The following is a 14,070-nucleotide window of genomic DNA, read 5'->3' as shown; positions in this document are numbered from 1 at the left end:
TTCCGCACAAAAAGACGCTTTATGACCGTCTCAAACGTAGATGAGTTATAGAGTTTTAAAAACACGGGCCATGCAAGGTGGCAGGCTTCGTTATGGGTTGAGAAGAGAGGGGCATATTTTTTATGGAGATACCTGCAGCGGTGAGCTACGACTCGCGGGCGATCCTCATCAATGGAGAGCGCACGTTGATTGTGAGCGGGGCGATCCACTATCCACGCAGTACGCCCGCGATGTGGCCGGAATTGATGCGTCAGAGCAAAGAGGCGGGGCTGAATACGATTGAGACCTATGTGTTCTGGAATCTGCACGAGCAGGAGCAGGGGAAGTTTGATTTTTCGGATCGCCTGAATCTGTTCTATTTTTGTGAGCTGGCGGAACGGTATGGCCTGCATGTAATTCTGCGCATCGGACCATATATCTGCGCGGAGACCAATTATGGCGGCCTGCCCTCCTGGCTGCGCGAGGTGCCGAGTATCGCGTTCCGCACCTATAATCAGCCGTTTATGCGCGAGATGGAGCGTTGGGTGCGCTTCCTGGTCGATTATATCCGTCCCCTGCTGGCTTCCCATGGGGGACCGATTATTCTGGCCCAGCTTGAAAATGAGTATGAGAATATCGCCAGCCGCTACGGGGCGGAGGGACAACGCTATCTGCGCTGGGTCAGCGAGCTGGGACAGTCACTTAACATGGGGATACCACTGGTCATGTGCGTGGGGGCGGCCGAAGGGGCCATCGAGACGATGAATGGCTTCTATGCCCATCCTATGGTTGAGCAGCATGCGCTCAACCATCCCGATCAGCCCGCCATCTGGACCGAGGACTGGCCCGGCTGGTACGATACCTTTGGCTATCCCCACCATATTCGCACGCCTCAGGATGTGGCGTATGGCGTGGCGCGCTTCATCGCCGCCGGGGGCACGGGCGTCAATTATTATATGTGGCATGGCGGCACCAATTTTGGGCGCGAGGCGATGTATCTGCAGACCACCAGCTATGATTTCAATGCCCCGCTCAACGAATTTGGTCAGCCCACCACCAAGTCGCGTCACCTGGCTGATCTCCACCAGGTCCTCCATAGCTATGCCCGGCTGCTGCTGGAACAGGAACGGCCACAGCCACAGCCACTGGGCGAGCAGCAATGGGCCTATACCTATGCCAGTGAGACGCAGGCGCTGACATTTCTGTGCAACGATGCTCCGCTGCCCGCCAGTTGTCTGCTGGGCGACGAGAAGATAGAGCTGCCGGCGCACTCCGTGTTGCTGGTCGGTGATGGCGTCATTCTCTATAACACGGCCGAGGTCGATGCGGCCCATACGCTGCAGCTGGCCTATCAACCACTGGAGCGAGCCATTACGCGGACCACGTGGTACGTGGAGCCGTTGCCCACACAGCGACCTGACGCGCGACAGCGTGCCATCACGGCGCCCCAACCCGTTGAACAGCTGTCATTGACCCATGACCGTACCGACTATTGCTGGTATAGCACCACCCTCTCGACAACAGAGGAGGCGGAGGGCACCCTTTCTTTGATCGGCTTCGCGGACGTGGCCCATATCTTCGTGGACAGCCAGTTCGTCGCCACCTCGCCAACGCCGCTGCTTGAAGATCGCGGTTCCTTCGAGGGTCCGGCCTTTACCCAATCCTTCAACCTCTCGCTAGCGGCCGGTCAGCATGAGTTGTCCATTTTGAGCTGTGCCGTGGGCCTGATCAAAGGGGACTGGATGATCGATGCCAACATGGTTGAGGAGCGCAAGGGGCTCTGGGGCCATGCACGCTGGAATAGTGAGGTTCTGGAGGGCGAGTGGTCGATACTGCCGGGCCTGCTCGGTGAGCAGGGCGCCCTGTTCGGGGCGGCCTCGGCACTCGTAACGTGGCAGAAGAAAAGCTCTGAGGCCCTCAATCAGCCCTTGCGCTGGTGGCAGCTATCATTCAGCCGTCCACAGGGAGAGGGACCCTTTGTCGTTGATCTCAACGGCATGCAGAAGGGTCTGGCCTGGCTCAATGGTCGCTGCATCGGACGCTACTGGCTGACCCCAGCGAGCGGCGAAACCGAACAATGGCAGAAGAATATCATCTTTGCCCAGAATACCGATGTCCCTACCCAGCGCTACTATCATCTGCCGCAAGAGTGGCTACAGGAAGAGAACATCCTGACGCTGTTCGAGGAGCTCGGCGGCGATCCAGATACGATCGCCCTGTGCCAGGTAGAGGCTATCAGCGGAGCCCAGCCCCAACCCTATCAGGACGATCAGGAGTAAGGCGGTCGGACTGGACACACTCCCCCCTGACGTGCCATCATACCAGTAGAGAAAAACGACCAACCGCTGATTGCCAGTCAGCGGTTGGTGTTATTTTTCGGCTTTTTTCCTCGTCAATATTTACTGCAATACTAGAAAGATCGTGCCTTATGTCCAATATTACTATTCGCCAGATGCAGCCGGATGAGATTTCAGAGGTGACGCGCCTGCTGACCTCCTATGCCTTTCGTTCAACGCCTTCGCTTCCCGAACGAGCGGCCTGGGAGAAGGATCTGGCTTATCGCAATGAGGCCACCTATTTCGCGGTCTTTGACGATAATCAGCCGCGCGCGAGTGCGGTTAGTTCGACCATCACACAAAATATTCGCGGCCAGTTCTACCAGGGGGGCGCGATAGGCGCGGTTACCACCCACCCCGCCGGTCGTCGCCAGGGCTATGCCCGCGCCATGCTGACCGCTCTGCTGGCGCGCATGCGCGAGGATGGGTACGCCATCTCCGTCCTCTATCCGTTCCGCGAGTCGTTCTATCAACGCCTCGGCTATACCACCTTTCCGCAATCAAAGCAGGCACGCTTCTCCCCGGTCGCGCTGCAGCCGCTGCTCAAAAAGGATCTGGATGGAGATGTGGAGCTGATGGAGCTGGCTCAAGGCTTTGAGCTCTACCAGGACTATCTGTCCCTTCAGCATCAGAGAATTCATGGCTTCGGTCGCTTCTCGCCCAAGATCGAGTCCAGCCTGCGCGATCAGAACGCCTACTGGCTGGCTGTGGCCCGCTCACACGGCGAGGTTAAGGGGATGATGCTCTACAAGATCAAGGGCTATGGCGATGATTTCCAGGTCGCCCATTTCTGGTATCACGATGTTCAGGGCCGCTACCTGCTGCTGGAATGGTTCGCGCGCCACATCGACCACGTGAAATCCATCGAGGCACATCTGCTGCCGTTTGAACAGCCTGAAACCTGGTGGGCCGATCTCAACATGAGTGTGACCTCTGTAGGAGCTCCTATGGGTCGCGTCGTCGATATCACCCGGCTCAACGGTATGAACATCGGGCCCGGCAGCTTCACGGCACACGTGCACGACGAATACTGTCCCTGGAACAGTGGCACATACCGCTTTGAGCAGAGCGACAGCCAACTCCAGATCAGTCCCGCCACCTCGGCGGACTGTAATCTGTCGATCCAGGCCATATCGGCGCTCATCTATGGTACCCATGATCCGGCTACGTTCGCTATTCGCGACTGGGGCGATCCATCAGAGCAGATCCAGGCCACCATGCGCGGCATGTTCACGCCGCAACTGCCCTACCTCTACGAGACCTTCTAATCGTTGGCCCCGTTTGATGATGTCGGGGATATCATCAAACGGGGCCGCAAAAGCCGGGGCAAGCCCGAAGCCGGGGCAAGCCCGGCACCTACGATTAGAGGTCGTTATCGGGCGTATAGGGGGCGTTATTTCGCGTGTTCGGTGGGGTCTTCGAGGGCGCGTTTGGCGAGGGCGGCGAGGGCAACGTCGTCCATGGGTGGATTGTGCAGGCCGGCGCGGATGTCGCGGTAGTAACGCTGCAGCGGCGAGCTAAGGGCCAGGCTGGCGGCTCCCGCGACGCGCATGGAGAGGTCGATGATCTCGATGGCGTTGTTGGTCGCCAGGTACTTGACGGCTCCTACCAGGGCGGACTCTACGTTGCTGTTATCCTCGCTATAGTGTTCGGCCAGACCAAAGAGCGAGGCCTTGCTTTCCAAGAGCAGGACTTCGATGCGGCCGATCTTGTCCTGAATATGGGGGACGGTGGCGATCGACTGCTGTTTGAGTGAGTTGGGTCGGCGGCTGCGCGCGAAGCGTACGGCTTCGTCGCGGGCGGCCTGCGCGATACCCAGGTATACGGAGGCCAGGACCAGTCCCCATACGCCCTGCTTCGTCTGGATGCTGGGGATCGCGGGGAGCTGCTCGTCAAGATAAGCCTCGGCCCCCAGGTGGACCCCTTCCAGGACCAGGTCGTTACTGCCGGTTTCGCGCATGCCAACGGTGTTCCAGGTGTCCTCGATGCGTACACCTTCGACACTTTTGGGGACCAGGAAGTTGCCGCGCTCGGACTTCAGTGCTGGCAAACCAGCCTCCGCTCCCCCGGCATCCTCGATACTGCATCCGACGATGAAATAGCTGAGCGCGTGGCTGCCGGTGGTAAAGGTCTTGCGGCCATCGATACGCCAGCTGCCGTCTGGCTGGCGGCGGGCAGTGGTCTGGGGACGTCCTCCCCGGCTGGGACTGCCGGTCGCCGGCTCGCTGACCGCGCTATTGATCATGGCTCCATTCTCAACCACGTCCCGGCACAGTTGCTCGATCACCGGGGGCAGTTCGCCGCGCCCCTCGACCAGCCGACCGCTATGCATCAGGTGCATCGTTACCACCAGCGCCGTCGACGCATCACCCTGCGCCAGCCGATACTGAGCATGAACGAGATCCAATAACGAAGCACCCTGTCCCCCCAGTTCGCGTGGCAGCGAGAGCGTCAGATAGCCCGCCTCGTGCAGATCCTTAAAATTTTCTACCGGGAAGCGCCCTTCCCAGTCATAGCGCGCGGCACGCTCCGCGAAACGGTCGGCTAAGCTAGCGGCCGTCTCCAGCAGTTGTTTTTGTTCGGCAGTCCTTGGATACGAGAGGAAGCTCATGGATACTCCTTTAATTCAAATGGCCTTAAAGACATAATGAGATAGCGGCATTCCTCGCGGAGATCACCTGTGCTGTGCTCATTGGTCCATACAAAGATGGAGGTCCCCGCGAGGGGCGCCGCTATGCGGATGCACTATCAGTAAAGGCTTATTCCCTTTATGATAATAACTTCTCTGAGCTAATCATATCATATACGAGACAAAACGCTGACTCGCTACATAGACAATTTATGTATAAATGCGGCTTTGTGAAAACTCCGAGATTCATTTCTGGTGGTGAAGCAAAGTCGCTCCTTCCGATTTGCTTGACGTGCTGCATCTGGGATGATAGAATGTAGAACATGTGTACACAGAAACGAGCATACAAGTTCAGATTCTATCCAACAAATGAGCAGAAGCAGATGCTTGCTCGTACCTTTGGATGTACCCGTTTCGTGTACAACTGGGCACTCCGTCTCAAAACCGATGCCTACCACAAGCTGCAGCGGCGTCTCTCCTACGAAGATCTGTCTTCGCTGCTGACCGACCTAAAAACCCAAGAAGCCTACACATGGTTGAATGAGGTGTCCAGTGTGCCCCTCCAGCAGACTTTGCGTCACCTCGACAATGCCTTTCTCGCCTTTTTTGAGAAGCGTGTGAAGTATCCCGCCTTCAAAAAGAAACGAAACAAGCAGTCGGCCTCCTATGCCGCAAGTGCCTTTACGTTTCGCCACGGAGTTCTCAGGCTAGCGAAGATGAAAGATCCGCTCGATATCGTTTGGTCCCGCTCGTTGCCAGCACAGGTTGTGGTGTCCAGCGTCACCGTCTCTAAAGACGCCGCCGAGCGCTATTTCGTCAGCCTGTTGGTGGAAGAACCCATCCCTTACCTGACCCCGACGGATGTGACGATCGGCGCTGATTTGGGCTTGAAATCGTTCGTGGTGCTCTCCGATGGCCAAATAATTGGCAATCCGCGTTTTTTTCGGCAGGATGAGAAGAAACTGGCGAAAGCCCAACGGCGATACGCCAGGAAACAAAAGGGGTCGAAGAACCGAGACAAGGCGCGCCGTCAAGTGGCCAGAATACACGCTCGGATTGCTGATCGACGCACCGACTTTCTCCAGAAGCTATCCACCCGCTTGATCCGTGAAAACCAAACGATCTGCGTGGAGAGCCTTCGGGTCAAGAACATGATCAAGAATCCGTGCTTGAGTAAAGCCATCTCGGACGTGGGCTGGGGGCAATTTGTTACCCTGCTGGAATATAAAGCGGGCTGGTATGGTCGACATGTGGTGAGAATTGACACGTGGGAACCCACCAGTAAACGCTGTTTCGACTGTGGACATATTGTAGACTCCTTACCACTTAATGTTCGCCACTGGACGTGTCCGGAATGTGGCATTCATCACCATAGAGATTTGAACGCGGCGAAAAATATCAGGTCCGTGGGGCTCACGGTCCTTAATGCCTGTGGAGAGGCCGTAAGACCTGGAGCGGAGAAAGCCAAACCAGGCAAGCCTCAACGAAGCAGGAAATCTAAGAAGTGATTCTTAGCATCCCCTTGCTTTAGCTGTGGGGAGATGTCAAAGTAGCAGAAAGAACCTATTATTATCTATGCACAAGGAGATAATTCGTGAAGGCAATTGCGGTCTTTCCAGGAACAAAAGAGATCCAGGTAGTCGAACATCCTGAGCCACAGATCGAGCGACCAGAGCAGGTAAAGCTGCGGCTACTGGAAGTGGGAGTCTGCGGCACCGATCGCCATATCTGCGCCCAGGCCTTTGGCTCTCCGCCGGCACATAGCGACTATCTGATTCTGGGACATGAGGCGCTGGCTGAAGTGGTTGCCGTAGGAGATGCGGTCACCCATTTGCAGCCGGGCGACCTGGTGGTGCCTGAGGTGCGCCGCCCCTGTGCCGATCCCTCGTGTCGGGCCTGCCAGGCCGAGCACCAGGATTTTTGTCAGACCGGCACCTATACAGAACGAGGCATTAAAGAACTCCATGGCTATATGGCCGAATATGTGGTGGATGATGTGCGCTTCCTGCATCCCGCCCCCGAGGGGCTCAGACAGGTGGCTGTGCTGACGGAGCCGTTGACCATCGCTGAGAAAGCGCTGGACCAGGCTCTTCAGATTCAGCGGCGCCTGCCATGGCAGACCGGCTCCGCTACCAGTTCCGAGCCCGGACGCGGCCTGACCGCCGTCGTGCTGGGTGCCGGACCCATCGGCCTGCTGGGCGCGATGCTCTTCGTGATCCAGGGCTTCGATACTTATGTCTATTCCCGCGCCCAGGCCCCCAATGAAAAGGCCGATATCGTAACCGCCATCGGCGCCACCTATATTTCATCCGAGACGACTCCTGTGGAGGAGTTTACAAAGCAGGTGGGGCAGATCGACCTGGTGTACGAAGCTATGGATGCAGCCCCAATGGCGATTGAGATCATTCAACATCTCAATCGCAATGGCATATTTATCTTTACCAGCGGCACCAATCCCAGGCAGCCTTATGGTATCGATAGCGCCGCGACGCTGCACAATCTGACCCCGCTGAACCAGGTTATTATCGGTACGGTCAACGCGGGACCGGACACCTTTACGTCCGCCATTGAGCATCTGGGCGTGTTCCAGCAGCGCTGGCCCTCGATCCTGTCCAGTCTGATTACCCAACGCCATCCAATGCAGCGGGCCTCCGGGGTTCTGCTCAAGAAGCCCGGTGGCATCAAGCACGTTGTCACCATCGCCTAACCGATGCGTCCCGGCGGCATGTAGCTAGGGCTGCCGGGATGCCACCAGCGCGCTGGCCTCCATACAGAGTCGCGACAACTGGGCGAGGCCCTTCCCCAGCGGTGCGACATGCATGCATTCTTCCATGGTATGGGCCTTCTCGCCCTTGGTGACGCCGATACAGACGGATGGAATGTTGAGGCTAATGGGGATATTGGCGTCCGTACTCGATGCCACGCATTGTGGCTGATAGCCGATCCATTTCACGACCTCCACAGCGAGCCGGACCAGTTCATCATCCTCGCCACGCTTGCCGGCGGGCCGATCTCCGATCTTCTCTATCTCGGTCTGCAGGCCGGAGCCGGCTCGCTGCTCCACGATCGTTCGCGCCTGCGCCACCAGGGTATCCAGCGCCTGCGGGTTGATGGAACGCATATCCAGCAACGCCGAGGCGCGGGGCGCGATGGTGTTCACTGAGGTCCCTCCCTCGATCATGCCCACATTGAAGGTGGTCTTTGGATCCTTCGGTACCTGCAGCGCCGCCAGGCCCGCGATAATGCGCCCCAGGCCATGGATGGCGCTGGGAACACCAAAGGACCCAAAGGAGTGTCCGCCGGGGCCCCTGACCGTAATCTTCCAGCGCTTCGAGCCGACGGCGACATTGACAATGCTGCCCAGGTTACCATCTACGACCAGGACGGCGCCGATCTCTTCCCTGTAGCGCTCTACGGCGGCCCTGGCGCCCCGCAGATCTCCCAGGCCCTCCTCACCAACATTGGCTACAGCCAGCAGGTCTACCGGCGTCTCCCAGCCATATGCATCCAACATCTCAAATACAGTCAATACGGAGGCCACACTGACGCTGTTATCGCCAATCCCCGGACCATAGACGAGATCCCCTTCTCGATAGATCTTCAGGGGTGTCGTGGCCGGAAAGACTGTGTCGATATGCGACAGCAGCATTACCAACGGTCTGCCCTGCCCCTGCTGCCCGCGCCGTACATAGACGTTGCCGATCTCATCAATCTCAGGAGCATAGCCGCGCTCCCGCCAGAGTTGCGCCACAAACGCGGCCCGCTCCCCCTCGTCACCGGTAGGGGCCGCGACCGCGCAGATACGCTGTGTCAGCGCCACAACATCCTCAATCCTCGCGGTTGCATCCGTTAACAGGCGATTCAAATCCTCAGTGGTCAGCGCCATCAATCGCTCCTTTATTGCTTCATACATCGAGATCAAAAATAGCGGGCACAGGAGTGCGCCACGCTATATGCCCGGACCAATCATAGGTAGCAAAAAACATGATATAAAAAAATTATAATACGTGAGAGAGCTATCACAAAACTGATAGGCGCATTCATCCGTATCACTTCTATATACGCCCGCCGACCCCAATCAAGCACCAATCATGTATTCAAGCCGCTGGCCGATGCCGCGACTTTTATCCGCGAACAAAGCATCATGCCAGCAAGAACTGTACATAACGTATTGACCAACCTTGAAATTGGTGCGTTGAATAGAGGTAGTCGAAGGGATACAATAACTTTGGCCATTCAGACCAAAGCGCTATGTCACTCTCGTCTTTTGATTGGAATGTATAGAAGCAGGAGAACGTATTTATGACTATTGCCAAACAGCCTTTTGGTCGAACCGGGCATAACAGCACGCGCACCCTCTTCGGTGCCGCCGCTCTGGGTTCGGTTACGCAGGCGGAAGCAGATCAGACGTTAGAGGTACTGCTCAAATATGGAGTTAACCACATCGACGTAGCCGCCAGCTATGGCGATGCAGAACTGCGCATTGCCCCCTGGATGGCTCAGCATCGCGGCGATTTCTTTTTGGCCACAAAAACTGGTGAGCGTACAGCGGACAAGGCGATGGAGGAGCTGCATCGCTCGTTGGAGCGTATGAAGGTCGACTATGTTGATCTGTGGCAATTCCACAATCTGGCCGATCCTATCGAGTGGGACATCGCCTTGAGCCCGGGTGGCGTCATCGACGCGGCCATCGAGGCGAAGAAGCAGGGATTGGTACGCGCCATCGGTGTGACCGGTCATGGCCTGCAGATCGCCGCCACCCATCGCCGCAGCCTGGAGCGCTTCGACTTCGACTCGGTCCTGCTGCCCTGCAACTATGTGACGCTGCAGAATCCGTATTACGCGGAAAACTTCAACGCACTGGTTGAGACCTGCAAGCAACGTAACGTGGCCGTACAGACCATTAAATCGATTGCCTACAAGCCATGGCTGGGTGAGGAGCACAACCGCAGCACCTGGTACGCTCCCCTGGAGGACCAGGAAGATATCGATCGCGCCGTCGGTTGGGTCCTGGGCCACGAGGGAGTCTTCCTCAATACCGTTGGCGATATCCATCTCCTGCCAAAGGTGCTGGACGCGGCCAGTCGCTTTGAGAAGGCAACACAGGATTCAGAAATGGAGAAGATGGTGGCCGGCCTGGGTATGCAGCCGCTCTTTGTGTAGCTGCCTGATCACTTCGACAGCGAACTGACATACAAAAACCGCGGGGTCGTCCTCTTTGATAGAAATATCAGGACGATCCCCGCGGTTTTATTCATCGGCTATCTAGCAGCGAAACAACCTCATCAGGAAGTTCGAACGACTAGAGGCCGGCGTAGTTGTTTCGGGACTCTTTTTCGTTCACGAATAGAGCCTCGTTGATGCCCTCACTATTGCGGCTCAACAGCTCCAGCAGACCACGGGTCTCTTCAGCGCTCATCGTGCAATACATGCCACTGGGATTACCAAACTCGTGGTAGTACAGCTTCAGCTTGCCATCCTCTAACCAGGACTGGTAGCGACCGATTTTCATGTGATCTTTGTGGTTGTGTGGTGTGTTCATATTGTTTGCTCCTCCTTGAGGTTATCTCAGGCTGTTGTTTTTACTCTTTATACTTTTGACTAACTGAGGGGAAGATTCGCCGTCGAACCTCCAGCCCAGGTGATTGATTTTGTTTGTCGTTTCGCTTTCGCTGACATACATATAATACGGCATAATCTGGCGTTTAGGGGCCAAAAAACGACCAAAAAATGGGGCGGCAAAAATCTTTATGCACTTCGATATATAGCCACTTCAAAAACACTCCTACCCACACCCTTTATTACATCTTTACGAAGCAATTTGACCCCTCGTTTGTGCAATTTGCACAAAACAAAACCTCGATATATTTGTACAAATTGCAAAAGCCAGGCCATTGTCTTTCAGATGCTTTATTTATTAAGAGTATGGGGTCTTACTCTCATCTTATCGGGGTACGTGAGCGCCCCCACACGCGCGTCCGCATGCGCGGCTGCCCTCGTTATATTATATTGGAGTGGACTGGCGTGATGTCATGCAGGCGCTTCAGCGCCTGCATGACATCACGCCAGTCCACTCCAATATAATACTGTTGAGCACCGTAGACGCGTAGAGTGTAGGTGTCAGGCTTGCCCTGGCTTATGCGAAGGCGCGAATCCTACGCCTTTCAAAAAAAAGGGCCGCCCTCGAAGTTTCGAGGACGGCCCTTTTTTCTGCTGCTGGTTAGAGCTGTGCCAGCAGGCTGTTTAAGCGATTGACAAAGGTGACGGGATTCTCTAGCTGTTCGCCGCTGCTGAGAACCGATTGGTCGAAGAGCACGTGTGCCCAATCGGAGAAGAGCCGTTCGTTCGCTTCTCCCTTGATGCGTACGACAAGGGGATGCTGGGGGTTGATCTCCAGGATCGGCTTGTCGTTGGGGATCTGTTGACCGGCGGACTGCAGGAGGCGTTTGAGGCTGGGGTCGATGCCATATTCGTCGACGACCAGGCAGGCCGGAGAGGTCGTCAGGCGGTTGGTGGTGCGCACATCTTTGACCTCTTCGCCCAGGACCTGCTTGAGGCGCTCCAGCAGATCTTTGGCCTCGTCGGCGCTCTTCTGCTGCTCCTCTTTCTCCTGTTCGTCTTCCAGCTTGCTCAGGTCGACTTCACCCTTGGAGACTGATTGCAGTTGCTTGCCGTCAAACTCACGCAGCTCTGGCAGCGCCAGGTGATCAACGGGATCGGAAAGCAAGAGGACCTCGATCCCCTTTTTCTTGAAGATCTCCAGCAGGGGGCTATCCTTGGCAGCGGCGTAGCTGTCGGCCACGATGTAGTAGATCTTGTCCTGTCCCTCTTTCATGCGCCCGACGTACTCTTCCAGTGAGACGTTCTGGGTCTCGCTGCCGGAGGTCGAGGTGGCGAAGCGCAGCAGCTTGGCCAGGGTGTCGCGGTTGTTGTGGTCTTCCAGCAGGCCTTCCTTGATGACGCGGCCAAATTCTTGCCAGAAGGTGGCGTACTTCTCCGGCGAGTTTCTGGCCATGTCGGTGAACAGGCTCAGCACCTTCTTGGTCGAATTGGAGCGAATGGCATCGATCATGCGATTCTGCTGCAGGATCTCACGCGAGACGTTCAAGGGCAGGTCGTTGGAGTCGATGACACCACGGATGAAGCGCAGGTAGCGCGGCATCAGTTTCTCGGCGTCATCCATGATGAAGACGCGGCGCACATAGAGCTTGACACCATGATGGACTTCACGAGTGTAGAGATCGAAGGGGGCCTGCGATGGTACATAGAGCAGCAGGGTATATTCCTGCGTCCCCTCCATGCGACTGTGGGTATAGGCCAGGGGATCACTGAAGTCATGCGAGATGTGCTTATAGAATTCATTATATTCTTCTTCGCTGATCTCGTTGCGTGACCGGGTCCAGAGCGCGGACGCCGTGTTCACTACCTCCCACTCGTCCTCTTTATCCTTCTCTTCCGACTTCATCACGATCGGCAAGGTGATATGGTCGGAGTATTTGCGAATGATTGAGCGCAGGCGATAGCCGTTCAGGAGCTCGTCTTCGTCTTCGCGCAGGTGCAGGATGACCTCGGTACCACGAGAGGGCTTCTCAATGTTCTCGATTGAGTACTCTCCCTGACCGTTAGATTCCCAGCGCACGCCGTGGCCCGGCTTCAGACCAGCATGACGGGTCAGGACCGTGACCCGGTCGGCAACCACAAACGAAGAATAGAAGCCAACACCAAATTGGCCGATCAGGTTGGCATCCTTCTGCTGATCCCCTGTCAGAGCCTGGAAAAATTCACGGGTGCCCGATTTGGCGATCGTGCCCAGATGCTCGACAGCCTCTTCGCGGTTCATACCAATACCATTATCCGCGACGGTGATCGTACGAGCATCTTTATCAAATGAAACGCGAATCTTAAAATCGGTATCATGCTCATATAACGATGCATCTGAAAGGGCGTCGAAGCGCAGACGATCGATCGCGTCCGATGCATTTGAAATGAGTTCACGGAGAAATATTTCTTTGTTACTGTACAGCGAGTGGATCATCAGATCCAATAGCTGCTTTACTTCAGCCTGGAAACCAAGCGTCTCCTTATGTGTTTCTGTTGACATAAACAAAACCTCCCTGGCAACAATAGTATTTGAGAGAGAAGAATAGCACGCAAGAGGCATTATTATCAAATGCTACTGTACCAAAACCCGAGCCCTTTTTCAACTGATTCGCGCACCAGATGATCGTATTAAACGTATATTGCCAAAAATTCGCATTCAAATAATTTATATAAGGGGTGGGGCAAAATAAAGGCGCGTCGGACGCGCCTTTATTTTGCCCCACCCCTTATATAAATTACGAAGAAAAATTTATTCTTTTTAACTGTTCCGAAGTATAAAAAATGGTGAAAAACTAAAAAAATAGCCAGATAGTTCTAGCTATGCTCACGTAGCTGCATAGATATAACAAAGCTGTTAAAATTTATATAGGTAAAAAGCATAGCTTAAGTTCTTATCTGCATATACTAAATATACTAAAATTTATCACTCCTCTTTACTTACCTGACCACATTAATGTACAATGCATATACAATGTTTTTTTGTGTATTTCTACAACGCAGTGATCACTTCTTAACTGTTGGGCCTATTTAGCGACAAAGCAACCCAGAGCAAGTGAATCAGTAGAAAACACAGTATAAAAATTGATATCAATCAATAAGGAGAAAACAGATGAGCGAGCTATTAACAGTGTCCGAGGTTGCAGATATCTTACGCGTAGACGATACTACGGTTCGTCGCTGGGTGAAGCAGGGGGCCCTGGAAGCGGTTATTCTGCCCCACGTCAATGAGCGCCAGGCATACCGCATTAAACGCGAGACCCTTGATCGCGTTCTGGGTGCTGCCGCCGGTCAGTTGGGCGACTAGTCAAGAAGCGCAAAATATCTCCGTCAGCGGCCCGCTGCCAATATATAATAAATATATGAGATCTGATGGTTAAAGCTTACTATTTGCGCTTTCCCACAATCAAATATACATAAAAATGAGCCTGGCTTCTGGTATGAAGTCAGGCTTATTTTTAGCCATAGAAGCAGGGCGAGTTCGGCACCGGTATGGCTGTGGTAAACTCAGCGAAACAGAGTGGGATT

General features: G+C 55.1%; 10 protein-coding genes. 6 read left to right on the top strand and 4 right to left on the bottom strand.

The window, feature by feature from the left end; translation table 11 throughout:
- The first annotated feature begins 122 nt into the window (after positions 1-122).
- Positions 123-2,258, top strand: a complete 2,136-nt coding sequence (locus tag AABA21_RS29135) for a beta-galactosidase (RefSeq protein WP_338255642.1) — start codon at positions 123-125, stop codon at positions 2,256-2,258.
- 149 nt (positions 2,259-2,407) lie between these two features.
- Positions 2,408-3,583, top strand: coding sequence for a GNAT family N-acetyltransferase (locus tag AABA21_RS29130; protein WP_338255640.1), 1,176 nt, complete (start codon positions 2,408-2,410; stop codon positions 3,581-3,583).
- A 125-nt stretch (positions 3,584-3,708) separates the two neighbouring features.
- Here the strand turns inward: AABA21_RS29130 and AABA21_RS29125 are convergent, their stop codons facing one another.
- On the bottom strand, positions 3,709-4,926 hold the full coding sequence (locus tag AABA21_RS29125) for an acyl-CoA dehydrogenase family protein (protein ID WP_338255638.1): 1,218 nt from the start codon (positions 4,924-4,926) through the stop codon (positions 3,709-3,711).
- A gap of 341 nt (positions 4,927-5,267) precedes the next feature.
- On the opposite strand from AABA21_RS29125, the gene AABA21_RS29120 reads away from it, so the two are divergent.
- Complete coding sequence (locus AABA21_RS29120; RefSeq protein WP_338255636.1) at positions 5,268-6,452, top strand: RNA-guided endonuclease TnpB family protein; 1,185 nt, start codon at positions 5,268-5,270, stop codon at positions 6,450-6,452.
- An 86-nt stretch (positions 6,453-6,538) separates the two neighbouring features.
- Positions 6,539-7,651: a glucose 1-dehydrogenase gene (locus tag AABA21_RS29115; protein ID WP_338255634.1), complete on the top strand. Its 1,113-nt coding sequence runs from the start codon at positions 6,539-6,541 to the stop codon at positions 7,649-7,651.
- Positions 7,652-7,675: 24 nt separating this feature from the next.
- On the opposite strand, the gene AABA21_RS29110 is transcribed toward AABA21_RS29115, so the two are convergent.
- Complete coding sequence (locus tag AABA21_RS29110) at positions 7,676-8,830, bottom strand: M20/M25/M40 family metallo-hydrolase (RefSeq protein ID WP_338255632.1); 1,155 nt, start codon at positions 8,828-8,830, stop codon at positions 7,676-7,678.
- 416 nt (positions 8,831-9,246) lie between these two features.
- Here AABA21_RS29110 and AABA21_RS29105 point away from each other — a divergent pair, with 416 nt between their 5' ends.
- On the top strand, positions 9,247-10,107 hold the full coding sequence (locus AABA21_RS29105; RefSeq protein WP_338255630.1) for an aldo/keto reductase: 861 nt from the start codon (positions 9,247-9,249) through the stop codon (positions 10,105-10,107).
- A gap of 139 nt (positions 10,108-10,246) precedes the next feature.
- Here AABA21_RS29105 and AABA21_RS29100 read toward each other — a convergent pair whose 3' ends face one another.
- Positions 10,247-10,486, bottom strand: a complete 240-nt coding sequence (locus AABA21_RS29100) for a hypothetical protein (protein ID WP_338255628.1) — start codon at positions 10,484-10,486, stop codon at positions 10,247-10,249.
- A 678-nt stretch (positions 10,487-11,164) separates the two neighbouring features.
- A complete protein-coding gene (gene htpG / locus AABA21_RS29095; protein WP_338255627.1) occupies positions 11,165-13,045 on the bottom strand; it encodes a molecular chaperone HtpG in 1,881 nt (626 codons plus the stop codon).
- A gap of 609 nt (positions 13,046-13,654) precedes the next feature.
- Between htpG and AABA21_RS29090 the strand changes: the two genes are divergently transcribed.
- Positions 13,655-13,849, top strand: a complete 195-nt coding sequence (locus tag AABA21_RS29090; RefSeq protein ID WP_338255626.1) for a helix-turn-helix domain-containing protein — start codon at positions 13,655-13,657, stop codon at positions 13,847-13,849.
- The last annotated feature ends 221 nt before the right edge of the window (positions 13,850-14,070 follow it).

The sequence above is a fragment of the Dictyobacter halimunensis genome, from assembly GCF_036245075.1.
This window is presented reverse-complemented; position numbering and strand designations above follow the sequence as displayed.